Origin of the sequence: Luedemannella flava (genome assembly GCF_039528515.1) — a bacterium.
Taxonomy (GTDB): Bacteria; Actinomycetota; Actinomycetes; order Mycobacteriales; family Micromonosporaceae; genus Luedemannella; species Luedemannella flava.
The window spans coordinates 17,020-42,977 of the sequence record NZ_BAAALT010000127.1; the positions used below are offsets into that span (position 1 = coordinate 17,020).

The following is a 25,958-nucleotide window of genomic DNA, read 5'->3' on the forward strand; positions in this document are numbered from 1 at the left end:
GGTGATCACGAAGGAGCTGCCGGAGCGCGGCGACTCCCTGCGACTGGACCGCACCGGCGAGCCCCTGGAGGTGGGCGAGCGCGTCGGCGAGGGCGCGCAGGGTGTGGTGCACCGCGCCGTCCTCGGCTCGGGCACGTCGCTGGCCCTGAAGTGGTACCGGCGCACCACCGACAGCCCCGCGCAGCGGTCGGCGATCAAGGACCTGACCAGCCGGCCCTGCCCGCACCCCACGTTCCTGTGGCCGATCGACACGGTGACCTCGCCGACGATCGGCGGCTTCGGCTACGTGATGCCGTGGATGGACAAGCGGTTCACCACGTTCGCGCAGGTGGTCAACGACCCGCAGCCGCTCGGCCTGCAGACGAAGGCGCGCATCGGCCGCAAGCTCGCCGAGGCGTTCGGCGCGCTGCACGCCGCCGGCCTGTGCTACCGCGACATCAACTTCGGCAACCTGTGGGTCGACCCGCTGCGCGGCGACATCGCGATCCTCGACAACGACAACGTCGGCATCGACGACGGGCACGTGGCCGTGTGGGGCGTGCTGCGGTTCATGGCGCCCGAGGTGATCCGCCGGGAGAAGAAGCCGTCCACCACCACCGACCTGCACTCGCTGGCCGTGCTGCTGTTCTACCTGCTCATGCACGGTCACCCGCTGGACGGCCGGCGGGTCGAGAACGGCTTCACCTGGGACGGGCAGCGCCGCTCCGACGAGGAGCTGGCGCTGGTCTACTACGGCCAGGCGCCGCTGTTCTCCTTCGACCCCGACGACGACGCGAACCGCCCCGTGGCCGGCGACGGGCCGGAACGCTGGTGGCCGATCTACCCGAGGTTCGTGCAGCGGCAGTTCATCCAGGCGTTCACGCGCGGGCTCAGCGACGCCACGCTGGGCGGCCGGGTGCTGTCCACCACGTGGCGGGACACGTTCGTGGCGCTGTCGGACCTGTGCGCGGTCTGCCCGCACTGCACGGCCGCGATCGTGCTCGACCCGGCCGAGCCGGAGCGCCGCTGCTGGCACTGCAACCGGGTCATGCCGGCGCTGCCCAGCCTGCGGCTGCGCGGCGGGCGCAGCACCGTGCTCCTGGTGCCCAACGCGATGGTCAGCAACGCGCACCTGGGGGTCGACCGCGACTTCGACACGGCCGCCGCGCTCGTCGAGGTGCACCCGCGGGTGCCGAGCGGGGTCGTGCTGCGCAACAAGTCGACGACGGCGTGGTTCGCCCAGCCGACCGGCGAGGAGGCCCGGCTGGTCGAGCCCGGCCAGGCGTTCGCCGTCCGGCCGGGCACGATCAACTTCGGCAGCGTAAAGGGAGAGATCACGGTTCCGCCGGCGTGAGGACGGCCGTCACGACCACGGCCTCCATGGCGCGGGCGCAGGCCTCGATCCGTTCGGGTGCCAGGAAGCCCGTGTCGGCGAAGATGGCCAGCTCGACCGCGTCGGGTACGTCCTCGAAGTGCAGGTAGAACGTGCCGTCGTAGGTGTCCTCACGCACGCCCCAGCGCCACCGCGTACGGGCCAGCGCGGCGCACACGTCCGTCGCGGTCGGGGCCGGGCCGGTCTCCTCCCGGTCGGGGCCGCGCCGGTCGTTGACGTAGCAGGAGATGTCGATCTCGGCGCCGCGCTCCTCGCCGATCCGGTCGAGCAGCTCCAGGTGGGCGACCGTGTCGTAGTAGCCGTGCTTGTACGCGGACATCGCCGCCGCCCGCGCCCGGCCGACGACCTCGTCGAACGGGCCGGTCACGTCGATGACGCACAGCCCGAACTGGCGTACGTTGCTCACCGCCTCGGCCAGCCCGGGCCGGAACCGGTTGCCCACCAGCACCTGCAGCACGCTCGGGCGCACGCCGGTGACGGCGGCGAGCGCGACCGCCGCGGCGGCGAGCAGCACGGCGCTCGTCGGGGCGCCGGTGCGCGCCGCGATCGCGCGGGCGGCCAGCAGCATGGCGGGCGACGTCCCGTCGAACTCCCAGATCCGGGGCTGTTCCGGCGTCCTCGGGCCGGTGTAGCGGTGCGGCGGGATCGCCCGCAGCAGCGCCTCCCAGTGCCGCAGGGACCGGGCGCTGTGGCGCTGCTCGGCCGGGGTGGCCTGGCGCTCGGCGAGCTCCAGCGCGGTCGTGCCGGCGGGCGGCGCGGTGGCCGTGCCGGTGGCGCGGTCCAGGTGGACCATGTCCGCCACGAGCGCGCCGAGGCCGAACCCGTCGACGACGAGGTGGTGGTACATCACCACGAGGTGGGTGAGCGCGCCCCGGTGCCGGATCGCGGCCATCCGGACGGGCCACTCGTGTTCGCGGTCGAAGTGGGCGAGCTGGTGGCGGACCCGGGTCGCCTCGGTCACCTCCGCCGGGTCGTCGTCGTCCGCGACGTCCACGATCTCGAGGGTGAGCTCGCCGGCCGCGGACACGACCTGGCGCAGCGTGCCGTCGTCGGCGACCCGCACGCGGGTACGTAGGGACGGGTGCCGCTCCACCAGGAAGCGGAACAGGGTCGTCACGTCCCGGATCGTCTCGCCCGGCGGCAGCGGCACCGCCCCGCCGATGTTCATGGTGCGGCCGGTGCGGGCCATCACCTCGACCACGTCGCGCTGCGCCCAGGTCAGCGGGCCCTCGCCGGCGTCGCCGCCACGAAAAGGGACAGGAATCCGTTCGGTAACAACCATGGCGGGACTATAAAATCGAAGTCAATCGATTTCATCGCCTGAACGCGTTCCGGAAGCCGGCCGCGCGGACATTGACAAGCCTTCGTGGGCTAGCGTCTGGCGGGTGGAACCTCGCGACCTGATCGAACTGGACCGCGCGCACGTCTGGCACCCCTACGCGCCCATGCCGGGCACGTCGACGCCGCTCGTGGTCGCGTCGGCCGAGGGCGTGCGGCTGCGGCTCGCGGAGCCCGTCGGCGGCGTCGACGAGCTGGTCGACGGCATGTCGTCGTGGTGGGCGGCGATCCACGGCTACCGCCACCCGGTCCTCGATGAGGCCGTGAAGGACCAGCTCGGCCGCATGAGCCACGTGATGTTCGGCGGGCTGACCCACGAGCCGGCCGTCCGCCTCGCCACCACCCTGGTCGAGATCACCCCGGAGCCGCTGCGGCACGTGTTCCTCGCCGACTCCGGCTCGGTGTCCGTCGAGGTCGCCGTCAAGATGTGCCTGCAGTACTTCCGCTCGACCGGCCGCCCCGCCAAGCGCCGCCTGCTCACCTGGCGCGGCGGCTACCACGGCGACACGTTCCACCCCATGTCCGTCTGCGACCCCGACGGCGGCATGCACCGCATCTGGACCGGCGTCCTGCCCGAGCAGATCTTCGCGCCGGAGCCGCCGGCGGGCTTCGGCGCCCCGCTCGACGACACGTATGCGGCCTCGCTGGAAGCCCTGATCGCCGCGCATGCCCACGAACTGGCCGCGGTCATTGTCGAGCCGGTCGTCCAGGGCGCCGGCGGCATGCGATTCCACAACCCCGCATACCTGCGCCTGCTGCGCGACGTGACCCGCGAGCACGACGTTCTGCTGATCTTTGACGAGATCGCGACCGGGTTCGGTCGCACCGGGGCGCTGTTCGCCGCCGACCACGCGGCCACCTCGCCCGACGTGATGTGCCTCGGCAAGGCCCTGACCGGCGGATACCTGAGCATGGCCGCCGCGCTGTGCACCGCGGAGATCGCCGCCGGCATCTCCCGGGGCGAGCTGCCCGTCCTGGCCCACGGGCCGACGTTCATGGGCAACCCGCTGTCCTCGGCCGTCGCCAACGCCTCTGTCGACCTGCTGCTGAGCACTGACTGGGCGGGGTCGGTGAAGCGCATCGAGGCCGGTCTGGTCGAGGGCCTCGCGCCCGCGCGCGACCTGCCCGGTGTGCGTGACGTGCGGGTGCTCGGTGCCATCGGCGTCGTGCAGCTCGACCACGACGTCGACATGGCCGCCGCGACGGCCGCCGCCGTCGCCGAGGGCGTGTGGCTGCGTCCCTTCCGCGACCTGATCTACACCATGCCGCCGTTCGTGACGGACGACGCGGACCTCGCGCGCATCACCGCCGCGGTGCGCCGCGCGGCATCGGAGGGTTGACCGTGGGGAGTACGAGCTACCGCGGCATCCTCGTCGTCACGGGCACCGGCACGGAGGTCGGCAAGACCGTCACCACGGCCGCGATCGCGGCCCTGGCCCTGGCCGACGGCGCGACCGTCGCGGTGGTCAAGCCGGCCCAGACGGGCATCGCGGCGGGGGAGCCGGGCGACCTCGCGGACGTCGCCCGCCTGGCGGGCGACGTGACCTGCGTGGAGTACGCGCGCTACCCCGATCCGCTCGCCCCGGCCACGGCCGCGCGCCGGGCCGGCCTGGCGCCGATCGACCTCGACGAGGTGGTCGCGGGCGTGCGAGGGCTCGCCGCCACGCACGACCTGGTGCTGGTCGAGGGGGCCGGTGGGCTGCTCGTGTGGTTCGACGAGGTGGGCACGAACCTGGGCCACCTGGCCATGGAGCTGCGCGCGCCGGTGCTGGTGGTCGCCGCGGCCGGGCTCGGCACGCTGAACGCGACGGCGCTGACCTGCGAGGCGCTGCGCGTGCGGGGCCTGGACTGCCTCGGCGTGGTCGTCGGCAGCTTCCCGGCCGGGCCCGACCTGGCGGCCGCCTGCAACCTCGCCGACCTGTCCGGGGTGGCGGCCGCGCCGCTGCTCGGCGTGCTGCCGGAGAAGCTGGGCGGGGCGGCCCGGCCGGCGTTCCTCGACGCCGCCCGTGCCGCCCTCGATCCCGTGCTCGGCGGCTCCTGGCCGCTGCTGTCCTAGCCGTCCGTCGTCTTCCGGGCCGCGCGCCGCGCGGCCCGGCCCAGCTCGACGAGCTGCAGTGTGCTCTCGTGCCGTTGCACCCACGCGGCGCCGATGGCGAACACGAGCAGCGGCGCCACCGCCAGCACCACCCATTGCCCGGTCACCAGCGGCACGGGCGGGTCGAACCGGACTGTCGACACCATGTACCCCGCGAAGCCGGTGTCGATGAGCGGGACCATGGACACCGCCGGGGCGACGGCGACGACCAGCCGGCGACGGACCGGCCCGGCAGTGCGCGCGAGGGCGGTCAGGCCGAGGATGGCGGCCACGAGGAGCACGGGCACCGCGATGAAGCTCAGGCCGTCCCCATTGGTGTACCGCGAGAGGACGGGGTCCATGAAGTAGAGGCCGCCGGGCCACAGCATCGCCGAGTAGCCGCCCGGAAACTGCTCGATCCGCGCGGTCAGCGGCGTGATCGCCGGTGTCAGTCCAACGAGGAGCAGGGCCAGGACGTACCAGATGGTCTGCCTGTGGCCGAGCGTGGCCAGGCCGCCCCGGCCCACGCCGGACACCGTGAGCGCGGCCGCCGTCACGGCGACGAGGACGACGACCGGCACCATCTGGAGCATGTCCACCGGGTAGCTGACGTAGGTGATGGCCGCCTGAGTCGCGAGGAGGCCGGTCACGGCCCAGGCCGCCAACGCCGCGATGACCCGCCGGCCCAGCAGCGCCGCCACCGCCATCGTCAGCAGCACCAGGGTGACCACCCACACGTGCGGCCGGAAGCCGAACGCGACCGTCACCATCTCGGTGCGCACCTGCCACACGGCTCTGGCGAGCATCGGCCCCAGGTACGCCGCGAGCAGCGCCAACGGCACGAGCACGCTCAGCGCACCCGACGCGTCGGCCCACCGGCGGTCCTTCAGCGCCGCGGAGCCGGTGGCGACCCGCGCGCTGAGCGCGGCGCGGAGCACGTCGACGGTCTCGCCGAACCTCGGCCGGGTCTGTCCCTCGGCGGCGCCTGTCAGCAGCACGGCGAGCATCTCGTCGCCGTACTCCTCGCGGTGGTTCTCGGGATACCACGCGAGCAGGCGGCGGTAGCGGCGCTCCAATTTCTCGCTCACGCGGCACCTCCCGCCGCGCGCAGTTGCCGCAACCGGCGGTCGGCGGCCTTGGCGTGCCGCTGGAGGCGTTGCGCCTCGACGGTGAGCCGCTCGGCGCCGGCGCCGGTCAGCCGGTAGTAACGCCGCAGTCGTGACTGCACGATCTCCTCCCGGTCCACTTCGATCATCCCCCCGGTGCGGAGCCGGTCCAGCACCGCGTAGAGCGTCCCCGCGTGCAGCCGCACGTCCCCCTCCGAGATGCGGGACACGTCCTCGATCACGCCGTAGCCGTGCTGCGGGCCGGCGGCCAGCGCGGTCAGGACCAGGAAGGCCGGCTCGGTCAGTGTCAGGTCTGCCATGGACAGAGAATATACGTCTTGCCGATATATACAACCGGCCATAGCGGAACAGCCCCGTCGGGCAGGTCAGGCGTCGGTGACGCGATCGCCGGTGACAGTGTCGATCTCGAGGATCAGGGCGCCGGCTTCCGGGTCGCGGGCCTGCAGGGTGTAGCACAGCGGTGAGCTCGGGCCGCCGAGCTCCACGACTGACGCCCCCGCGCCCTTCACGATCCGGATGACGTGCGCGGGAGCGGTCAGGTCGATGCGGGTCACGATGCCCGGCGTGGCCCAGACCGGCACGCCGCGCAGGGTGCCGGAGAGCTGCAGGTGGAAGTGGCCGCACAGGACGGCCTGCACGTCGGTGCCCGCGATCGCGTCGCCGAGCTGGTCCGGGTTCCGTAGGCCGGCCGCGGCCAGCTGGGGCGACGGGGCGATGGGCGGGTGGTGCAGCAACACGATCGACCCGCCGTCGGCCGGGGTCGCGAGGATCTCCCGTAGCCAGGCCAGCTGCGCGTCGGAGACGACGCCGTGGGTCTGGCCCGGGATGAGGCTGTCCAGCGTGATCACACGCAGATCGCCGACATGGCTGACGGCGGCACGTTCGCCGGCGGGGCCGGGCTCGCCGACGCCGGCGCCGCCGCCGTCGAAGTGGCCGGTGCCGAGCGCGACGCCGAAGCCGTCGCGGGTGTCGTGGTTGCCGGTGCAGTAGACGTGCGGGATGCCGCGTTCGGCGGCGAACGCGCCGACCCGGGCACGCACCTCGGCACAGCCCTGCGCCGACCCGTCGTCGGCGACGTCGCCGGTGACGACGACGAGGTCCAGGTCCGGCACGAACCGGGCGTCGAACAGGATCCGTTCCAGCGCCGCGGTGCTGGCCACACCGTCCTCGTCGAAACCGCTCGCGGTCAGGTGCGGGTCGGACAGGTGCAGGATGCGCTTCGGCACGGCGAGTCCCCCTAAGCCAGTCGTGTCGCGCCACCGTAGCCGATCACGACGGATCCGTGCATGTCCGATTTTCACCGTCCGACCCCGTCCAACATCCCCGGCTTCGGACGCATCGATTCATGAGCATTAGTCTCTGGCCGTGACGGCCCCGGTACGGCACGTGTGCCGTACCGGACTCACCAAGGAGGACGTGTGCGGATTCGACAAGTCAGGTTGGCGCGGGCATTGCTGGTCGGCGCCCTGGTCATCGCCTCGGCGGCCACGGCGACCCCGGCACTGGCCGACCCGGGGGTGGCGCGCTCGCGCCGTTGAAGGTGCCGGCCGGCCGCGACGTGGTCGCGGGCCAGTACATCGTCGTCTACAAGGACGGCACGAGCGCGACCGTCGGCGAGCGGGTCGAGGACGGCGCCAAGGGTCGGGGCGGTCGCATCGCCCACAAGGACGGTAAGTCGATCAACGGCTTCTCCGCGAAGCTGTCCGACGCGGCGCTCGCCGAGGTCCGCAGCGACCCCGCGGTCGCCTACGTCGAGGCGGACGTGACCGTCTCGGTCGAGGAGACCGCCGCGAGCTGGGGCCTCGACCGGGTCAACCAGCGCAGCCTGCCGCTGGACACCGAACGGCACCTGGTACGTCAACGGGATCGCGACCGTGCAGTGGGGTCAGAGTGGCGACGTTCCGGTGCACGCCGACTGCAACGGTGACGGCGTGACGGACGTCGGCGTGTGGCGCCCGTCGGACGGCACGGTACGCCCGCCTCTTCTGGAACATCCAGTGGGGCCAGGCCGGCGACAAGCCGATCACGGGCGACTTCGACGGCGACGGCATGGCCGACATCGCGGTCTGGCGCCCCTCGAACGGCAACTTCCACGCCCGCCTGTTCCGGACCGTCCAATGGGGCCAGAACGGCGACATCCCGGTGCAGTAACCCGCGACCGCGGCGGGGAACGGCCCTTCCCGGGGCGGTTTCCCGCCGCAGTGCGCGGTCAGGGCAGCAGACGCTGCAGGCGGCGGGCCTCGGTGACCAGGCGGCTGCTGCCGGTGCGGGCGGCGACCGGGCCGAGTTCCGGCAGGGGCGCGACGTCGGTGCGGCCGGCGACCGCCCGCGACGCGAGCGCCAGCAGGTCCGGGGTGCCCGGCGGTGCCTTCGGCGACGGGAGGACCGCCGCGAGGATCCGGGCGGCGATCGCCCACGCGGCGGCGGACTGGCCGGCGTTGAACAGCTCCGTCAGCGCCGTGACCACCCGTACGACCTTGGTCGTCTCCGCCGCGAGCTGGGCGGCGAGCGCGTCGCCGATCGCCGTGCCGTCGAGGTCACCGGTGGCGGCCAGGGTGAGAGCCGCGTCCACCCCGGTGATGCGGGTCGACTCCCGGGCCGACCCGAGCGCGTACGCCAGGGCCAGGGCCGTCGCCGGACCGCACGGCCCGGCGCACTCGGCGACGACGGGCAGCGCCCGGGCGGGGTCGTCGTTGCCGAGCTCAGCCCCGATCGCGAGGTCGGGCAGCAGGTGCGCGGCGACGACCTCCCGGTGTGACGGCAGGACCGCGGGCCAGAGGGGCTGGCTGCCGGACCAGCTCGGCCAACGCTCCCCTGCGCTGGCGGTGTGGAACAGCGCGTCGTACGTCGGGTCGCCCGTCGACTCGCCCGGGAGGAGGCGCATGATCGGCATCTCCCGCTCGGCGTTCTGGGACGTCCACCAGTGGCGGACGCGTCTGCGCACGGCCCGCTCGACCACGGGATCCGCCGGTGGTCCGGCGGCCAGGCGGGCGGCGAGCCGGCGGCCGGCGGCGGACGTGAGCCGGGCCGCCCGTGCCGCCGCTTCCGGATCGGCCTCGCGCGGCAGGCGCAGCAGCGCCTGGGCGAAGTCCACCGGCCACGGCTCCCAGCCGGCCCGCTCGGCGGCCTCGATCCGCTCGACGAGAACGGCCGCGTCAACGTGGCCCGTGGTGCTGGTCGGCGTGGCGACGAGCGCCGGAACGGGCTGCCGGTCGATCCGGTGCCCGATCTCGGCCACCCGCCGGATGAGCAGGAAGTGCGGGGCGGGCACGTTGCGCCAGGTCTTCTCCTGCGGCTTGTCCGTGGTCGCGAGCCAGCCGATCGTCTCGACGACCGCCCGCCAGCTGTCCTGCACCGGCTCGTGGATGACCGCGCGCAGCGTCAGGCCGAGGAACTGTTCCAGCACCACGTGGTCGAGATGCGACCGGTGAAAATACGAAACACCACGTTCGAGTACGGGCAGCAGACAGTCGTGCAGCGCCGCCCGGTCGCCCGCCAGCGACACGGTCGCGGCCAGCACCCGCTCCCACGCGACCGCGTCGGCGCCGCCGCTCAGCAGGGCCGTCACCTCGGCGGCCAGCTCGGCCGGCGACGCGATCGGCGCCGGCATGGGTCGCCGCGCCGGCGCCCCGGCGGGCGGTGCCGGGTCGTCCCACGACCCGGCGACCACGTCGACAGAACCGACGCCCAGCAGTTCGCGGGCGCGGGCGCCCAGGTCCGCCTCGAGCGACCCGGCGGCGCCGGCCAGCTCGGCCCGCACGTCGGCGTCGCAGGCGCCCAGGTGCCGGCCGACGATGGCGAGGGCGCGTTCCTGCATGTCCAGGGCGGGATAGCCGAACGCGCCCGCGACCACCCGGACGACGTCGGCGGCGTGCGCGGGCCGGCGCTTGGCCGTGCGGTCCAGCCAGGACAGTTGCGTACGCACGAGCCCGCGCTCGGGCCGGAAGAGGATGTCCCGCCCGGCCTGCAGGACGACCTCCGCGTCGAGGCGGCCGGCGTCGTCGAGGGCGCGCAGCGCCTTCTGCGCGAGGGTCGCCACCGGCCCAGAGGCGACGGGCAGCACGCGGGCGTAGTCCTCGTGCCGCTCCGCGATCTCGTCGAGCGTCGGCGCGAGGGCGTCGTGGAGCGCCACGAAGGCGCCCATCGAGGCGGGCCGGTCGCCCTTGAGGAACCGGCTCAGGCAGCCGTCGAGCAGCATCGCCCGCTCCACCAGGCCCTCCTCGGCGAGTTCGGCGAACGCCAGCACGCCGAGGTCGGCAAGGTCGCGTTGCTCGTACCTCACGATCCAGGAGTTGGGCGTCATGATCGCGCCGGCGTCGTCCACCTCGAAGACCCGGGGCAGCAACGACTCGCGGAACGGGTCGTCGCGCAGCGCCCCGCGTGCCCCCCGCTCGCGGGTGTGCTGCCAATCGAAGATCGACTCGAGCCAGCCGAGCACGAACTGGTCCCCGGTCGGGACCGGGACGCCCGTCGCGCGTACGAGCGCCGCGATGAGGGGCCAGCGGTCATCGCGGTTGCGGGAGGTCATGCCGTCGTTGAGGCGCTGCGCCACCTCGGGTAGCCACGGCACCTCCCGCTGCGTCAGGACCGTGACGACCGCCGGTACGTCCATGTCGACCATGCCCCAGGTGCGCCGGCCCAGCCAGGTCGCCACCTGGTTCGCGGTGGGCAGGCTCGCGGCCCGCGCCACGATGGCGGCCCGCACCTTCTGCCGGCGCTGGTACGCCTCCCACTGGTCGTACTTGCCGACCTCCTCCACCACGGCGGCCGCCACGGCCTTCCGCTGCTCGGCGGTGGCCCCGCGCATCGCCTCGATGACCTCGCCGGTCTTCCCCTTACCGACGAGCACCATGACTTCCTTGGCGAACACGTCGCTCATGCGTGCACCTCTTCGCGGTCGCCGGTGAGGACCATGCCGACGGCGAGGGCGTGCTTGCAGGGGCCGCGGCCGCCGCGGTACTTCGCCCACCAGGGGCACGTGCACGTGGCCGGGGAGCCGTCGACGATCGTCACGTCGTAGCGCTCGTCGCCGCTGCGTACCCGGGCGGTGTTGTCGCCGAGCTCGACCGCGCCGCCCGCGACCAGCTGGCGTGCCCCGATCAGGCGGGGGTTGAGCTTCGCGGCGGCCGCCGCGTCGTAGGGGAGGACACGGTGGAAGTACGCCGCCTCGGACACGTCGTAGCCGACCCGGCCGGCGGTGCCGAGCTGGGTGAGCGCGGCGCGGACCCGGTCGGCGGGCAGGGCCGAGCCGGCGGCGAGCGCGTCGACGTCGACCGTCGGATCCCACGCCAGCAGGACGCCGACCAGGTCGGCGTCGGCCTGCGCCTCGTCGGTGGCCAGCGCGGTGAGCACGGCGCCCTCGCCGGAGAAGCCGCGCGCGGGCTCCGGCGACAGCGTCAGCGACACCCGGACCGTGGGCGTCTGCAGCTCCCAGGTGCTCGCCACAGGCGCGCTGCCGGCGGTCACCGGCGGGCCGTAGGCGCGCAGCGTGGTCGCGAACCGCAGCAGCGGCCGCAGCGCGGCCAACCGGCCCTGCCCGGGCAGGCACACGGCGCCGGGGACGGGTCGCGAGGTGAGGCGCAGCGAGCGGCCCGACGGGACCACCCACAGGACCGTGCGGTCGGTGGGGGAGGCGACGCGGCGCAGGAACGCCGTGGCCTCGGCGGCGGACACCTCGATGCGCGGGTCGAACCGTGACGCGATCACCTGCACCTCGGCGAAGCCGCGCAGCCACCGGGTCGGCAGCGGCACCTTCTTCTCCACCACGCTGCCGTGCATCGTCGTCACGGTCAGGTCGTCGGGGCCGACGTCGAGGCGCAGGGCGGACGAGCCGGCGACCCGGGCGAGCGCCGTGCGCAACGGGGCGTTGACGTCCACATTGGTCGTGCCGTGATCGGGTGTCTCGCCGTCGAGCGCGGCGGGCAGCACGTCCATCCGGGCGTAGACGCCGCAGCAGCCGGAGAACGACTCGAAGCGCAGCCGGTCGCGGCTGCCCGTGACCACCGGGTCGAGGCTGCGCGGGTTCAACGGCTGGAAGTAGCGGGTGCGGGCCACCTCGGCGACCGCGAGCAGGCCGGCCGCCACCGGCTCGGCGGTGGTGACGAAACCGCTGAAGAACCGGGGGTGCGCGACGGGCTCGCGCTGCGCCACGCCGCCGGAGGTCTGCAGCGTCAGCCCGCCGTCGGCGAGGCCGGACGGGCGCAGGTATGTATAGGTTGCGGTCGACATGGCGGCGACCTTACGACCCACCACCGACAACCGACAGCCCGCGATCTCAACGTGGTGCGGATGCCGGCAGTGCCCGCCGGCATGCAGGATGGGCCGGTGACGATCGCGACCCTGGTCCGGGCGGCGGGCTGGCTGCTGGGCACGGCCCTGGTCGTCGTCGGCACGGCGAAGGTGCCGCCGGACGCCGGCGAGCGGCCCGCCGACGCGCTCGCCCAGGTGGTGGCCGTGGGCGCGGGCGTGGCCGTCGCCGCGGCATGGCGGTGGCCCCTCGCCGCGACCGTGGTGCCGGTCGCCCTCGCCGTGTACGCCGGCCGGCACTACCCGGACGGCCCGGTGCTGCTGACCGCGCTCGCCACGGTCTACGCGCTCGGCGCGACCCGTTCCCGGCGGCTCGCCTACCCGGTCGCGGCGGGCCTGGCGGCCGTGGTGGTCGTCGCCGGCGCCGTGGCGGACGGCGGTCCGGGCCTGGTGGACGTGGCGTTCGTCGGATGGTCCGCGGCGGCGGTGTTCGCGGCGGACGCGGTGCGTGGGATGCGCGACCGGCGCGCGGCGCGGCTGGAACGCGACCGCCTGACGGCGGAGGCGCGATCGCGCGACGAACGCCTGCGGCTCGCCCGCGACCTGCACGACACCGTCGCGCACGCGATGGCCGCCATCAACGTGCAGGCCGGCATGGCGGGGCAGGTGATCGACGTGCGCCCCGACCTGGCGAAGGAGGCGTTGGAGGTGGTCCGGAAGGTGAGCGGGGACGTCCTCGACGAGCTCAACACGATGGTGCGGGTGCTGCGCCACGGTGCGCCGACGGCACCCACGCCCGGCCTGGCCGACCTGGCCGACCTGGTGCGCACCGCGGAGTCGGCCGGCACCGCGGTCGACCTGCTGGTCGAACCGGCGCCGGACGCGGTCAGCTCGCCGGTCGCCCTGGCGGTGTACCGGATCGTTCAGGAGTCGCTCACGAACGTGGCCCGGCACGCCGGCGCCGCGAACGCCCGGGTGGCGGTGACCTACGGGGAGGGCGGCGGCCTGCGGGTGGAGGTGACCGACGACGGGGGCGCGGCGGCGCCCGGTGCGGGCTCCGGGGTCGGCATCCCCGGGATGCGGGAGCGGGCCGAGGCGACCGGCGGGTCACTGTCGGCCGGCCCACGCCCGGGCGGTGGCTTCGCGGTCGTCGCGCACTGGCCGGCGCCGCGATGATCCGCGTCGTGCTGGCCGACGACCAGGTCCTGGTCCGCGCCGGGTTCCGGGCGCTGCTCGAGCTTGAGCCGGACATCGAGGTGGTGGGGGAGGCCGCGGACGGGCTCGCGGCCGTCACGGTCGTGGCCGAGACGGTGCCGGACGTGGTGCTCATGGACATCCGGATGCCCGGCATCGACGGCATCGCCGCGACCAGGCGCATCGCCACCGACGCGCGCCTGGCCGACGTCCGGGTGCTGATCCTGACGACGTTCGACCTGGACGAGTACGTCTTTGACGCCCTGCGCGCCGGCGCGAGCGGGTTCCTGGTCAAGCACACCCTGCCGGCCGAGCTCGTGCGGGCGGTCCGCGTGGTGGCCGCCGGTGACGCCCTGTTGTCGCCCGGGGTGACCCGCCGGCTGATCGCCTCGTTCGTCGCGCCGACCCCGGCCCGCGACGACGCCGTACCCGCCGCGATGGCGGCGCTGACCGGGCGGGAACGGGAGGTCGTGGTCCGGGTCGCCGAGGGACGGTCCAACGACGAGATCGCCACGGAGTTCTTCGTCAGCCCGGCGACCGTGCGCACCCACGTCAGCCGGGCCATGACGAAGCTGAACGCGCGCGACCGTGCCCAGCTCGTCGTGCTGGCGTACCAGTGCGGCCTGGTCCACCCGGGTACACACCCGACGTAGGCGCGATCTCCACACCGGCCCGACGACGCGGCGCCGTCGCGCGACCAGGCTGGACGTCATGACAGACACACCACATCCGGCGGTCGCCCTCAACGGCCTGACCAAGCGGTACGGCGGCCGTACCGCCGTCGACCGCCTCACCATGCACGTCCCGGTCGGCGTCGTCGCCGGGTTCGTGGGGCCCAACGGCGCCGGCAAGACCACGGCGATGTCGATGCTGCTGGGCCTCATCCGGCCGAGCGCGGGGACCGCCGAGGTGCTGGGGGAGCCGATCTCCCGGCCGGGCGCGTACCTGCGTCGCGTGGGCGCGCTGGTCGAGGGCCCCGGCTTCTACCCGGCGCTGACCGGGGCGGCGAACCTGCGCGTACTCGCCACGATCGGCGGCCACGACCCGGCCCGCATCCCGACCGTCCTGGCCGAGGTCGGCCTCGCCGCGCGGGGCGACGACCGCTACGGCCGCTACTCCCTCGGCATGAAGCAGCGCCTCGGCATCGCCGCCACTCTCCTCGGCGACCCCGAGCTGGTGATCCTGGACGAGCCCACCAACGGGCTCGATCCGGCCGGCATGGCCGAGATGCGGCAGATCATCGCCGCGATCGCCGCGCAGGGGCGGACGATCCTGGTCTCGTCGCACCTGCTCGGCGAGGTCGAGCAGGTCTGCGACTGGTTGATCATCATCAACCGGGGCACCCTGGCGTACCAGGGGCCGACCGCGCAGTTCGCCGCGCGGGCCGGCGCCCGACTGGTGGCGCTCGCCGCGGACCACGCGGAGGCGGCGCGGCTGGCGGACCTGCTCACCACGGCCGGCCACACCGTCGACCGCGCCGGGGACGAGGTCGCGGTCGACCTCGACGGGCGCGACGCGCCGTCGCTGGGGGCGCACGTCAACCGGTTCGCCCACGACCGTGGGATCGTGCTGGCCGGGCTGCGGGAACAGCGGCCGTCCCTGGAGGACCAGGTCCTCGCGCTGATCGGGGGTGCGGGGTGAGGCGCGCGTTCCGGGCGGAACTGATCAAGCTGGCGCGCCCGCGCCTGCTGACGCTCGCCGCCGTGGCGGCGATCCTGTTCGCGGTCGGCTCGGCCGCCGCCGGGATCCTGAACGCGCAGCCGGCCAGCGCCCACGCGGACGGGCCGGTCCTGGACGGGTTCGCCCGCGCCGACGGTGGCAGCCTCGCCTTCACCATGGCCGCCTCGTTCGCCGGGGCGTTCCTGCTCGCCGTGTTCGCCGGCGCGGTCGGGGTGGAGTTCTCCCGGGGCACGCTGCGCACCCTGCTGCTGCGCCAACCGGACCGGCACCGGCTGCTCGCCGGCAAGCTCGGCGCGGTGCTCGCGTTCGCCGCCGTGGCGGTGGCCGTGTCGCTGGCGGCCAGCGTCGCCGCGTCCGTCGCGTTCGCCGGCAGCCGCGGGCTCGACGTCGGCGTGTGGTTCACCGGCGCCGGGCTGCGCGGCATGGCCCGCGACTACGGCCTCGTCATGCTGGCCGTGACCGGGTGGGCCCTGCTCGGCGCGGCGATCGGGGTGCTCGTCCCGTCCCTGCCGGTGGCGCTGGCGGTCGGGGTCGGCTGGGCGGGGCCGGTCGAGCAGGTCTTCGGCGAGGCCTGGGGGCCGGCCACCCGGTGGTTCCCCGGCCTGTTGCTGGAGAGCCTGCTCGACCCCGACCCGGGCAGCCCGGGCAGCACCCGGGCGCTGGTCACGCTGGGCTGCTACTGCGTCGTCGCCGTCACCGCCGCGGTCGTCGTGCTGCGGCGGCGCGACGTGACGTCCTGAACGGTCAGCGGACCGTCGTCTGCCGCACGAGACGGAACACCAGGCCGGCGGCGAGCACGCCCAGGCCGGCGACCACGGACTGCCACGGCAGGGTCGCCGCGAGCCCGACGCAACCGACGGCCCCGACGACCTGGACGAACCGGGGATAGCGCCGGTCGGCGCCGCGCTGGGTGAACGCGGACAGGTTGGCGACCAGGTAGTACAGGAGCACACCGAACGAGGAGAACCCGATCGCGCCGCGCAGGTCGACGACGATGACCAGCAGGCAGACGACGACCGCGACCGCGACCTCGGCCCGGTGCGGCACGTGGTAGCGGGGGTGCACGGCGCCCAGCCAGCCGGGCAGGTCGCCGCCCCGCGCCATGGCCAGCGACGTGCGCCCGATGCCGGCGAGCAGGGCCAGCAACGCGTCGAGCGCCGCCACGGCCTCGCCGATCCGCACGACCGGGGCCGCCCAGGCCCAGCCGGCGACCCGCACCGCGTCGGCGAGCGGCGCGGTCGACGTCGCCAACCGGGCGGGGCCGAGCGCGAGCAGCAGGGACACCCCGACGACGAGGTAGACGACCAGCGCGATGCCCAGCGCCAGCACGATCGCGCGCGGGATCGCGCGCGCCGGGTCGCGCACCTCCTCGCCCATCGTGGCGATGCGCGCGTAACCCGCGAACGCGAAGAACAGCAGGCCCGCCGACTGGGCGACGCCGTACCACCCGTGGGGCAGGCTGACCGAAACCGGAACCGAACCGGAACCGTTGCTGAAGATCGCCACGACAACCATTGCCAGGACCGCCAGCACGATCGGCACCATGATCCGGGTGGCCCGCGCGGTCCGCGTCACGCCCAGGTAGTTCACCGCGGCCAGGACGACCACCGCCGCCACCGCCACCGGCGCGCGGCAGGCCGGCGGCGCCACGTACGCGGCGAAGGTCAGCGCCATCGCGGCGCACGACGCCGTCTTGCCCACCACGAACGCCCACCCGGCGAAATACCCCCACCAGGGGCCGAGCCGCTCCCGACCGTACACATAGGAGCCACCCGAGACGGGATAGGCCGCCGCCAGCTGGGCCGACGACGTCGCGTTGGCATAGGCGACCACGCCCGCGACGCACAGCCCGATGAGCAGCCCGCCGCCGGCGGCCGCGGCGGCCGGCGCGAACGCGCCGAACACCCCGGCCCCGATCATCGAGCCGAGCCCGATGAGCACCGCGTCGGTCGTACCCAGGCTCCGGGAGAGCGGGCCAGCCATCAGGGCAGGACGCGCGCGAGACCGGTGAGCGCGGCGAGCCGGTCGGGGCCGACCGGGGCGAGGATGACGCTGGTCGCGCCCGCCGCGTGCCGGGCGGCGATGCGGGCGCGCACCTCGTCGGGCGTCCCCGCGAGCGCCAGCTCGGCCACCCACTCGTCCGGCATGGTGGCGGCGAACGCCGCCGGCCCCGCGCAAGCAGCACGGAACCCTGCCAGGTCGGCGGCGAACGGCAGCCCGACGAAGTGGGGAGCCCAGTCGGGGTCGCCGACCCACGCCAGCCCGGGCCGGACCACGTCGCGGGCGGCCCGCCCATCGTCCGCGACGGCCGCGACGTCGTAGGTGATGATCTCGCCGCTGACCTGCGCCGCGGTGGTCGCGACGTACGGTGGCGCGGCCGGCTCCGCCAGCAGCACCCCGTCCGCGACCCGCCCGGCCAGCGCGATCGACTTCGGCCGGCGCACGCCCAGCACGACGGGCGGCACGACCTTCGGCACCTCGTCGAGGACGACCCCGGAGACCCGCACATACCGGCCGTCGGCCGGCCCCGGCTCGCCACGCAGCAGGGCGCGCACCGCCGTGGCGTACTCGGAAAGGAGGGTGAGCGGGCTGGCCGGCCAGGCGCCCACCTGGCGCATCCACCCGGTCACGCCGTGCCCGATGCCGGCGATGAGCCGGCCGGGGAACAGCTGGGCCAGCGTGGCCAGCTCCATCGCGGCGAAGGCCGCGTTGCGGGCGCCGGCGGGCAGGATGCCGATGCCGACCGTGATGCGTTCCGTCACCGCCAGGACGGCGGCCGTCTGTGCGACGCCGCCCCGGAAGCCGAGGTCCTCGACCACCCACAGCTCGTCGAAGCCGAGCCGCTCTGCGCGCACCGCGTACGGCAGCACCTGGTCGACGGGAAGGTCGCGGGGGAGCATGACACCGATGCGGTTCACGCCCGCGATCCTATGGTTCGGGCCGTCCACCGAGGGGGACGGCCCGGAACTCTCAGGCGGGCCGCCACTCCCAGTTGACGACCTCCGGCAGGTCCTCGCCGGTGCGGCGGGTGTGCTCGTGGTGGCGGGCCAGGATGTCCACCATCTGCTGGCGCACCGTCGCGGCGCGGCGGGCCAGCCCCGGCACCCGGTCGATCACGTCCATGACCAGGTGGTACCGGTCCATGTCGTTCATCACCAGCATGTCGAACGGCGTGGTGGTGGTGCCCTCCTCCTTGTACCCGCGCACGTGCAGGTGCTCGTGGCCGGTCCGGCGGTAGGTCAGCCGGTGGATGAGCATGGGGTAGCCGTGGTAGGCGAACACGACCGGCCGGTCCGTCGTGAAGATCGCGTCGAACTCGGCGTCGGGCAGCCCGTGCGGGTGCTCCTTCGGCGACTGCAGCCGCATCAGGTTCACCACGTTGACGACCCGGACCTTCAGGTCCGGCAGGTACTCCCGCAGGATCGACGTCGCCGCGAGCACCTCGATCGTCGGGATGTCCCCGGCCGCGGCCAGCACCACGTCGGGGTCTCCGTCGTCGTTGGACGCCCACTCCCAGATGCCCAGGCCACGCACGCAGTGCAGCACGGCGGCGTCCATGTCCAGCCACGAGGGCCCCGGCTGCTTGCCGGCCACGATCACGTTGATGTAGTCGCGGCTGCGCAGGCAGTGGTCGGTGATGGACAGCAGCGTGTTCGCGTCCGGCGGCAGGTAGACCCGCACGACCTCGGACCGCTTGTTCATCACGTGGTCGACGAAGCCGGGGTCCTGGTGGGAGAACCCGTTGTGGTCCTGGCGCCATACGTGCGACGTGAGCAGATAGTTCAGCGACGGCACGGGCCGCCGCCAGCCCAGCTCCCGGGTCACGGCGAGCCACTTCGCGTGCTGGTTCACCATCGAGTCGACGATATGGGTGAACGCCTCGTAGCAGGAGAACAGCCCGTGCCGCCCGGTCAGCAGGTAGCCCTCCAGCCAGCCCTGGCAGGTGTGCTCGGAGAGGATCTCCATGACCCGCCCGTGCCTGCTCAGGTGCGCGTCGACCGGCTTGATCTCGCCCTGCCACACCTTGTCGGTGACCTCCAGCACGGCGCCGAGCCGGTTGGACTCGGTCTCGTCCGGCCCGACGATGCGGAAGTTGCGGTGCCTGTCGTTGGCGGTCATCACGTCGCGCAGCCAGCCGCCGAGCACCCGCGTCGGCTCGGCGGTGGTCCCGCCGGGCACGGGCACCTTCACCCCGTAGTCGCGGTAGTCGGGCAGCTCCAGCGACCGTGGGGAGCGGCCGCCGTTGGCGTGCGGGTTCGCGCCCATCCTCAGGTCCGCGGTGGGCAACCACTGCGTGAGTACGGGCTGGGGCGCGCCGCTGTCGTCGAAGAGCTCCTCGGGCCGGTAGGAGCGCATCCACTCCTCCAGCGCCGCGAGGTGGGCGGCGTCGCCCCGGGCGGCGGACAGCGGCACCTGGTGGGCGCGCCACGTGCCCTCGACGGGCACGCCGTCGACGACCTTCGGCCCGGTCCACCCCTTGGGGGTACGGAAGACGATCATGGGCCAGCGGGGGCGCTCGGTGACGCCCTCCTCCCGGGCCCGGCGCTGGATCTCGGCGATCTCGTCGAAGATCGTGTCCAGGGTGGCCGCGAGCAGCTGGTGCACGGCCGCCGGGTCATCCCCCTCGACGAGGTACGGCTTGTACCCGTACCCGGTCATGAGCGCGGAGAGCTCCTCGTCGCCGATGCGGGCGAGCACCGTGGGGTTTGCGATCTTGTACCCGTTGAGGTGGAGGATCGGCAGGACCGCCCCGTCCACGGTCGGGTCGAGGAACTTGTTCGAGTGCCAGGAGGCGGCCAGCGGGCCCGTCTCGGCCTCGCCGTCGCCGACCACGCACGCAACGACCAGGTTGGGGTTGTCGAACGCCGCCCCGTACGCGTGGGAGATCGAGTAGCCCAGCTCGCCGCCCTCGTGGATCGAGCCCGGCGTCTCGGGCGCCACGTGGCTGGGGATGCCGCCGGGGAACGAGAACTGCTTGAACAGCTTCTGCATGCCCGCCGCGTCGCGGCCGATGTTCGGGTAGACCTCGCTGTAGGTGCCCTCCAGCCAGACGTTGGCCACCAGGCCCGGCCCGCCGTGCCCCGGCCCGGTCACATAGATCATGTCCTGCCCGCGCCGGGCGATGACGCGGCTGAGGTGCGTGTAGAGCATGTTCAGGCCCGGCGTGGTGCCCCAGTGGCCCAGCAGACGGGGCTTCACGTGCTCCGGTTGGAGCGGCTCCCGCAGCAGCGGGTTGTCCATGAGATAGATCTGGCCCACCGACAAGTAGTTGGCCGCCCGCCAGTGCGCGTCGAGGTGTTTCAGCTCGTCGGCGCCCAACGGCGTCCCGTTCACGACCTCCACGAGGCCTCCCTTCGCGTCCCGGATCTCCATCCTGACCGTACGCCGGGAAAGGGGGTCGAGGCGGAAGGCCTGCGACATTCGGGCCCTCAGGCCCCTTCGCGGGACGCGGGCGCCGATTCCGCCGGGCCGGCGCGTTTTGACCAATTCTCACCGGGGCAAGTGGCCTGCGAGGGAGAGTGAATGCCATGGCGATCGAGACACCGAGCCGGGTGAACCACGCCGCCGAGCCGTCGGTGGCGGAACTGGTCCGCCGGGCCTCCGATGACCTGTCCCGGCTGGTCCGGGACGAACTGCAGCTGGCCAAGCTCGAGCTGGCCCACAAGGGCAAGGAGGCCGGCCTGGGCGCCGGGCTGCTCGGCGGGGGCGCGGGCTTCGCGTTCTTCGGCGTCGCGGCCCTGGTGACCACGGCCATCCTCGGCCTGGCGACCGTCCTGGCCCCGTGGCTGTCGGCGCTCATCGTGGCCGTCGCGCTGTTCGTCATCGCGGCCGTGCTGGCGCTGGTGGGACGCAGCCGCCTGCGCAAGTCCGTGCCGCCGGTGCCGGAGGAGGCGCTGGCCAGCGCGAAGGCCGACATTAACAAGATCAAGGGGAGCATGCACCGATGACGACTCCAGATGCGGACCGCTTCGGGTTCGCGCGGCCGCCGGCGGCCTCGCTCTCTGCCGCGGCTCCGGCTTCGACCTCGGCCGAGGTCGTGCGGTTGCCCGCTGACAAGCCCGGCCCGCCACCCACCCGGGACGAGCTGCGCCGCGAGATATCCGAGCTGCGTACGGATCTGGCCGAGGCGCTGTCCGCGCTGGTGGCCAAGAGCGACGTGAAGGCCCGCGTCACCGGCGAGTTCGCGCACCTGCGGGCCCGGGCCGTCGAGTCGGTCCGCCGGCGCCGGATGCTGCTCATCGTTGGTGTGGTCGTCGCGGCCGCCGTCGCCGGCGCGGTCGCCTGGCAGGCACGGGACAAGGAGCGTTCGTGAACACCTCGAAACTGGCGTACAAACCCGTCGGGATGGTGCTCGGCATGCTGGCCGGCGCCGCCGCGGGGCTGATCTTCAAGCAGGTGTGGAAGGTCGTCGAGGGCGACAACGACGCGCCCAACGCCACTGACGAGGAACGCCAGTGGGGCGAGATCCTCCTGGCGGCGGCCCTGCAGGGCGCCATCTTCGCGGTCGTCAAGGCGGCCGTCGACCGCGCAGGCGCCACCGGCGTCCGCAAGGTCACCGGCGAATGGCCCACCTGACCGCTTCGTGGCGATTGGCCTCGAGATATTGAAGGCTGCGATTGACAGCGTGATGTCCGTCGTGAAACGTTGATGTTAACGTTCACAACCCCGCGCTCCCGTCGCGGCGTTGTGCCTCTCCGCTTCGGACTCAGGGTGGACCAATGAGGCTATTCACTGGAGGTCGGCTGAAGGCGGCCGCCGTACTCGTGGCGGTCATCGCGCTATGGGCTGTCTACGTGCAGCCGGCGTCCGCCCAGTTCGTGACGGTCGCCAACCCGGTCATCTCGCAGCGCGCCGACACGGCGATCTACAAGCACACCGACGGCTACTACTACATGACGGCCTCGGTCCCCGACTACAAGCGCGTCGAACTGCGCCGGGCGACCACGCTGCAGGGCCTCCGGTCTGCCGCGACCATCAACGCGTTCGTCGCGCCGTCGAGCGGCGCGCTGAGCGGCTGGATCTGGGCGCCGGACATCCGTTACTACGACGGCGCCTGGTACATGTACTTCTCGGCGTCGCCCAACACGGCCAACTTCAACCAGCGGCTGTACTGGATCCGCAACACCTGCGCCAACCCGATGACCTGCTCGTGGACCGCGCCGGCGCGCTTCAACACCGGCTGGGACTCGTTCCAGCTCGACCCGGCGTCGTTCGTCAACAAGGGCGTCCGCTACTTCGTGTGGGCGCAGGACAGCCCGAACACGAACTACAACAGCCACATGTACATCGCCAGGATGAACGGCGCGACCGGGATCACCGGGTCGGCGGTGGAGATCGCCCGGCCCACGGCCGGTTGGGAGATGGAGGGTGTCGCCGGCGTTGTCGAGGGCCCGTCGCCCCTGGTCAAGAACGGTCGCGTGTACATCGCCTACTCCGCGTCCGCGACCGACTCGCGGTACAAGCTGGGCCTGCTGTCGTCCTGGGACACGTCGGACCTGTTGAACCCGTCCTCCTGGTACAAGCACCCGAACCCGGTGTTCCAGACCGCGAACGGCGTCTACGGCCCGGGCCACGGCAGCTTCACGATCGCCGAGGACAACGTGACGGACATGCTCGTCTACCACGCGCGCGACTACGCCAACCCGACGCCGGACGCCCTGACGGACCCCAACCGGCACACGCGGATGCAGCAGCTCTACTTCCGCGAGAACGGCGACCCGTTCTTCGGCCAGCCCATCCCGAGCAGCGTGACCGCGCCCGGCATCCGCGGCAAGTTCAGTAACCGGTGCGTGGACAACTACAACTTCAACACCACGCCGGGTGCGCTGGTGCAGCTCTACGACTGCAACCAGAACAACGCCCAGCAGTGGGAGTTCAACTACAAGGGCGTCAGCTGGTACGAGATCAAGAACCGCAACACGGGCACCTGTCTGGACGACCTGAACCAGAACACGGCGTCGAACGCCGACGTCGGTCTCTACCCGTGCAACGGGTCGACCGCGCAGCAGTGGAACATCCAGGACCGCGGCAACGGCTGGTTCTCCCTGCGCAACGTCGCCGGGAACATGTGCCTGGACAACTACGCCTGGAACTCGGCGAACGGCGCCCGTATCTCGCTCTACCCGTGCAACGGCACGGACGCCCAACTGTGGCGCCGCGGCTGACCGCAGGCTGCTGACCGACGGATGACCGCCCCCGATGGCACCTCAACGCGCCATCGGGGGCGGAATCTCAGGGGTTGTTCTCGGGTTGGCGTAGCGCGCAACTTTCGCACTTCCTTGATCAGCGGCGGTGCGCGGCAGTGATGAGTGGGCAGACCCGAGTAGGCCAACGTTTGGACAATGACGTGCGTTATCGCGGTGTCGGGTTCTCCACGTGACTGTCCAAACGTTGGCGGGTCCCGAGCGGGTAGCTGTTCGGGGAGCGGGGGCGGCCCAGATGGTGGTGGACCGCAGGACCCGCCGGCGTTTAGACGGTTACGCCTGGAACTCGGCGCGAAATTACCTGCGTAGCGGTCCAAGCGTCGGCTTGCTCCGGCCACAGCATTCGTTCAATGACCCGCGGCGGCGACATGTTGGGCTCATCCGGCCCTAAGCAGCCGTCGGGGTGTAGTGGCTGGCGTCGTCGCCGGAGATGATGCGGCTGCCGTCGAGGCCGACCGGGACGTCGCCGGCGACCGTGACCCGGTTGAGGCGGCGCGGTTGGGTGCCGTAGTCGTCCGGGGCGTAGTGCTGGGTGATGCGGTTGTCGAACACCACCACGTCGCCGACCTGCCACTGCTGGCGGAAGACGTTCTCCGGCCGCGTCACGTACGCCTGGAGCAGGCGCAGGATATCGCGTGACTCGGTCGTGGACAGCCCGACGAGGCGCTGCGCGAAGCCGCCGATGAACAGCCCGCGCTCGCCGGTCTCCGGGTGCACCCGCACGACGGGGTGGGCGGTCTGCCACGTGCGGGACGTGAACACCTTGCGGTGCTCGGCCATCCTGTCGTTGTCGAACTGCGGCTGGGCGTAGTCGTAGTCGTTGGTGTGCACCGCCCACAGCTTGTCGGCCAGGGCCCGCAGCGGCTCGGGCAGGTCGGCGTACGCGGTCGCCGTGTTGGCGATGAGCGTGGGGCCGCCGTGCTCGGGGATGGTGATCCCGCGCAGGGTGGTGATCTTCGGTGGGGTCTGCACGAACGTGACGTCCGTGTGCCAGTTGTTGGCGCGCACGCCCTCCTCGCCGTCGACCGGCAGGATGTTGGGCTGCTCCTGTACCGACGGCACGGTCGGGTGTGCCGAGGTGAGCGGGCCGAACCGGGACGCGAAGCGGATCTGCTGCTCGTCGTCGAGGTGCTGGTTGCGGAAGACGAGCGCCTTGTGCTCCAGCAGCGCGCGGTTGATCTCGGCGACGAGGCCGTCGTCCAGGTCGGACTTCAGGTCCACGCCGGCGACTTCGGCGCCGATGCGGCCGCCGATCCGGCGGACGTCGAGGGCAAGGCTGGTGAGGGCCATGGCGAATCTCCTCGCTGCGGTGGGAGTCGGTCCCTCGACCATAAACCCTAGTAAGCCGATAGGTTTAAAGGGTGATGCATCTCACATTTGGGTGTTTCGATCACGCGATCCCGGCTTAGGCTGACCCCATGCAGCGAAGCCAGCGTCTCATCCGGCGCCGCTTCGTCGACTTCCAGCGGGTGTGCAGCAGCACCTGTTGATGCCGACGGACGGGGCCCTCGCCCGTCCCTCGTGAACGCTTTCGCGGCCGCGCCCATCGGTGTGCGCCGTCGCCCTCTGACGCATCTGAACCCGCCGCCGGCCCCTGGTCGGCCGGACGGTCATGCCCTACCGACGGTCGCTGCCGTCGACCCGTGACAGGAGATATCCCGTGGCACTCCCGCCAACCGTGACGCCCACCCTGGGCCGTCGTTCGTTCCTCATCGGCTCTCTGCTGGGCGCCGCCGCGCTGGGCCTGAGCGCGTGCGGCGACGATGCCCCGACGGGCAGGCTCGGCGCGGACGCCGCGCTCCCGACGACCGTCGACCCCAGGACCGAGCTGGCCATCTCCATCCGTACCACGCAGATCCAGCTGCAGACGTCCGGCCAGCTCGACAAGCTGCCCTTCCACGTGAAGGAGTGGATCAACCTGGGTGCCGGGCCGGACATCATCCAGGGCTTCCGCGCCAGGTCGATCGACCTGGCCAACAACGCGGGCGTCCCGCCGATCCAGGCCCGGGCCATCAACTACGACGCGAAGATCGTGGCGGTGCAGACGGTGAACAAGCCGATCTACACCTTCGCGGCCGTCGGCGGGTCGAACGTCAACACCCTGGCCGACCTGAAGGGCAAGCGCATCGGCTTCTCCCAGGGTCAGGCGCAGGGCGTCGTCGTGCTGCGCACGCTGAAGGAACTGGGTCTGTCGAACAAGGACGTGACGCTGGTGCCGCTGACCAGCAACCAGTTCCTCACCGCCCTGCAGGGCAAGCAGATCGACGTGGCGCCGCTGTGGGAGCCGGTGCTCACCAAGTACCTCACCGAGTACGGCAAGGACGGCGCCAAGGCGATCCCGATGAACGCGGTCGACTACCTGTCGGTGCTGTGGGCCCCCACCGCGGTGCTGCAGGACCCGGCCAAGGCCGCGGCCGTGCGCTCGTTCATCCCGTTCTGGGTGAACGGCACCGTGTGGGCCTGGGAGAACAAGGACGCCTGGGTCGACGCGTACTACGTCAAGGACCAGCAGGTCCCCAAGGAGGCCGGGGACCGCATCGTCGGGGTCAACCCCAAGCCCGCCTTCCCGCGTTCGTGGGACAAGGCGATCGCGTGGGAGCAGGAGACCGCCGACCTGTTGCACGCCGGCGGCTTCATCCCGCAGGTGAAGGCCACCGACCTGTTCGACCGACGGTTCGAGGGCATCGCGGCCGAGGCCGCGCCGGAAAGCTACCGGGAGTAGG

The 25,958-nt window shown here is 72.8% G+C and carries 23 protein-coding genes; 13 read left to right on the forward strand and 10 right to left on the reverse strand.

Features of this window, described 5'->3' with window-relative positions:
- Position 1 precedes the first annotated feature (1 nt).
- The gene (locus ABD211_RS20100; RefSeq protein ID WP_344134028.1) at positions 2-1,333 is read left to right on the forward strand and encodes a protein kinase domain-containing protein; all 1,332 of its coding nucleotides are present in this window, start codon (positions 2-4) and stop codon (positions 1,331-1,333) included.
- On the opposite strand, the gene ABD211_RS20105 is transcribed toward ABD211_RS20100, so the two are convergent.
- The gene (locus ABD211_RS20105; RefSeq protein ID WP_344134031.1) at positions 1,314-2,654 is read right to left on the reverse strand and encodes a condensation domain-containing protein; all 1,341 of its coding nucleotides are present in this window, start codon (positions 2,652-2,654) and stop codon (positions 1,314-1,316) included. The genes ABD211_RS20100 and ABD211_RS20105 overlap by 20 nt on opposite strands.
- Positions 2,655-2,757: 103 nt before the next feature.
- On the opposite strand from ABD211_RS20105, the gene ABD211_RS20110 reads away from it, so the two are divergent.
- Together ABD211_RS20110 and bioD are read left to right on the forward strand one after the other, a co-directional pair.
- The gene (locus ABD211_RS20110) at positions 2,758-4,050 is read left to right on the forward strand and encodes an adenosylmethionine--8-amino-7-oxononanoate transaminase (protein ID WP_344134034.1); all 1,293 of its coding nucleotides are present in this window, start codon (positions 2,758-2,760) and stop codon (positions 4,048-4,050) included.
- The gene (gene bioD / locus ABD211_RS20115) at positions 4,047-4,766 is read left to right on the forward strand and encodes a dethiobiotin synthase (RefSeq protein ID WP_425560468.1); all 720 of its coding nucleotides are present in this window, start codon (positions 4,047-4,049) and stop codon (positions 4,764-4,766) included. Before ABD211_RS20110 ends, bioD begins: the two co-directional genes overlap by 4 nt.
- Here the strand turns inward: bioD and ABD211_RS20120 are convergent.
- From ABD211_RS20120 to ABD211_RS20130, 3 genes are all read right to left on the reverse strand, one after another.
- Positions 4,763-5,872: a hypothetical protein gene (locus ABD211_RS20120; protein ID WP_344134040.1), complete on the reverse strand. Its 1,110-nt coding sequence runs from the start codon at positions 5,870-5,872 to the stop codon at positions 4,763-4,765. The genes bioD and ABD211_RS20120 overlap by 4 nt on opposite strands.
- Positions 5,869-6,210 (reverse strand): PadR family transcriptional regulator, encoded by a 342-nt coding sequence (locus ABD211_RS20125; protein WP_344134043.1) that lies wholly within the window; start codon positions 6,208-6,210, stop codon positions 5,869-5,871. The genes ABD211_RS20120 and ABD211_RS20125 overlap by 4 nt, the downstream gene beginning before the upstream one ends.
- 66 nt (positions 6,211-6,276) lie before the next feature.
- Positions 6,277-7,137 carry a metallophosphoesterase family protein gene (locus ABD211_RS20130; protein ID WP_344134046.1) on the reverse strand — a complete coding sequence of 287 codons (861 nt, stop codon included), beginning with the start codon at positions 7,135-7,137 and terminating at the stop codon, positions 6,277-6,279.
- 314 nt (positions 7,138-7,451) lie between these two features.
- Between ABD211_RS20130 and ABD211_RS20135 the strand changes: the two genes are divergently transcribed.
- A complete protein-coding gene (locus ABD211_RS20135) occupies positions 7,452-7,838 on the forward strand; it encodes a protease inhibitor I9 family protein (RefSeq protein ID WP_344134277.1) in 387 nt (128 codons plus the stop codon).
- Positions 7,839-8,120: 282 nt separating this feature from the next.
- Here the strand turns inward: ABD211_RS20135 and ABD211_RS20140 are convergent, their stop codons facing one another.
- Complete coding sequence (locus ABD211_RS20140; RefSeq protein ID WP_344134049.1) at positions 8,121-10,790, reverse strand: DUF7824 domain-containing protein; 2,670 nt, start codon at positions 10,788-10,790, stop codon at positions 8,121-8,123.
- Positions 10,787-12,139 carry an SWIM zinc finger family protein gene (locus ABD211_RS20145; RefSeq protein ID WP_344134052.1) on the reverse strand — a complete coding sequence of 451 codons (1,353 nt, stop codon included), beginning with the start codon at positions 12,137-12,139 and terminating at the stop codon, positions 10,787-10,789. The genes ABD211_RS20140 and ABD211_RS20145 overlap by 4 nt, the downstream gene beginning before the upstream one ends.
- A 60-nt stretch (positions 12,140-12,199) precedes the next feature.
- On the opposite strand from ABD211_RS20145, the gene ABD211_RS20150 reads away from it, so the two are divergent.
- The 4 genes from ABD211_RS20150 to ABD211_RS20165 are packed head-to-tail and all read left to right on the forward strand — an operon-like array spanning position 12,200 to position 15,771.
- Entirely contained in the window at positions 12,200-13,333 is a 1,134-nt protein-coding gene (locus ABD211_RS20150) for a sensor histidine kinase (protein WP_344134055.1), read from the forward strand.
- The gene (locus ABD211_RS20155; RefSeq protein ID WP_344134058.1) at positions 13,330-14,004 is read left to right on the forward strand and encodes a response regulator transcription factor; all 675 of its coding nucleotides are present in this window, start codon (positions 13,330-13,332) and stop codon (positions 14,002-14,004) included. Before ABD211_RS20150 ends, ABD211_RS20155 begins: the two co-directional genes overlap by 4 nt.
- A gap of 58 nt (positions 14,005-14,062) precedes the next feature.
- The gene (locus ABD211_RS20160; protein ID WP_344134061.1) at positions 14,063-14,992 is read left to right on the forward strand and encodes an ABC transporter ATP-binding protein; all 930 of its coding nucleotides are present in this window, start codon (positions 14,063-14,065) and stop codon (positions 14,990-14,992) included.
- Positions 14,989-15,771 (forward strand): ABC transporter permease, encoded by a 783-nt coding sequence (locus ABD211_RS20165; RefSeq protein ID WP_344134062.1) that lies wholly within the window; start codon positions 14,989-14,991, stop codon positions 15,769-15,771. The genes ABD211_RS20160 and ABD211_RS20165 overlap by 4 nt, the downstream gene beginning before the upstream one ends.
- Before the next feature lie 4 nt (positions 15,772-15,775).
- Here the strand turns inward: ABD211_RS20165 and ABD211_RS20170 are convergent, their stop codons facing one another.
- The 3 genes from ABD211_RS20170 to ABD211_RS20180 are packed head-to-tail and all read right to left on the reverse strand — an operon-like array spanning position 15,776 to position 20,374.
- A complete protein-coding gene (locus ABD211_RS20170) occupies positions 15,776-17,014 on the reverse strand; it encodes an APC family permease (protein WP_344134063.1) in 1,239 nt (412 codons plus the stop codon).
- Entirely contained in the window at positions 17,014-17,949 is a 936-nt protein-coding gene (locus tag ABD211_RS20175) for an LLM class flavin-dependent oxidoreductase (RefSeq protein WP_344134066.1), read from the reverse strand. The genes ABD211_RS20170 and ABD211_RS20175 overlap by 1 nt, the downstream gene beginning before the upstream one ends.
- Before the next feature lie 52 nt (positions 17,950-18,001).
- The gene (locus tag ABD211_RS20180) at positions 18,002-20,374 is read right to left on the reverse strand and encodes a phosphoketolase family protein (protein ID WP_344134069.1); all 2,373 of its coding nucleotides are present in this window, start codon (positions 20,372-20,374) and stop codon (positions 18,002-18,004) included.
- A gap of 185 nt (positions 20,375-20,559) precedes the next feature.
- Between ABD211_RS20180 and ABD211_RS20185 the strand changes: the two genes are divergently transcribed.
- From ABD211_RS20185 to ABD211_RS20200, 4 genes are all read left to right on the forward strand, one after another.
- Positions 20,560-20,979 carry a phage holin family protein gene (locus ABD211_RS20185; RefSeq protein ID WP_344134071.1) on the forward strand — a complete coding sequence of 140 codons (420 nt, stop codon included), beginning with the start codon at positions 20,560-20,562 and terminating at the stop codon, positions 20,977-20,979.
- Positions 20,976-21,344 (forward strand): DUF3618 domain-containing protein, encoded by a 369-nt coding sequence (locus ABD211_RS20190; protein ID WP_344134074.1) that lies wholly within the window; start codon positions 20,976-20,978, stop codon positions 21,342-21,344. Before ABD211_RS20185 ends, ABD211_RS20190 begins: the two co-directional genes overlap by 4 nt.
- Positions 21,341-21,607, forward strand: coding sequence for a DUF4235 domain-containing protein (locus tag ABD211_RS20195; RefSeq protein ID WP_344134077.1), 267 nt, complete (start codon positions 21,341-21,343; stop codon positions 21,605-21,607). The genes ABD211_RS20190 and ABD211_RS20195 overlap by 4 nt, the downstream gene beginning before the upstream one ends.
- A gap of 143 nt (positions 21,608-21,750) precedes the next feature.
- Positions 21,751-23,196 (forward strand): family 43 glycosylhydrolase, encoded by a 1,446-nt coding sequence (locus tag ABD211_RS20200; protein ID WP_344134080.1) that lies wholly within the window; start codon positions 21,751-21,753, stop codon positions 23,194-23,196.
- A 426-nt stretch (positions 23,197-23,622) separates the two neighbouring features.
- Here the strand turns inward: ABD211_RS20200 and ABD211_RS20205 are convergent, their stop codons facing one another.
- Positions 23,623-24,525: a TauD/TfdA dioxygenase family protein gene (locus ABD211_RS20205; RefSeq protein ID WP_344134083.1), complete on the reverse strand. Its 903-nt coding sequence runs from the start codon at positions 24,523-24,525 to the stop codon at positions 23,623-23,625.
- 370 nt (positions 24,526-24,895) lie between these two features.
- Here ABD211_RS20205 and ABD211_RS20210 point away from each other — a divergent pair, with 370 nt between their 5' ends.
- Positions 24,896-25,957 (forward strand): ABC transporter substrate-binding protein, encoded by a 1,062-nt coding sequence (locus ABD211_RS20210; protein ID WP_344134086.1) that lies wholly within the window; start codon positions 24,896-24,898, stop codon positions 25,955-25,957.
- Position 25,958: the final 1 nt, after the last annotated feature.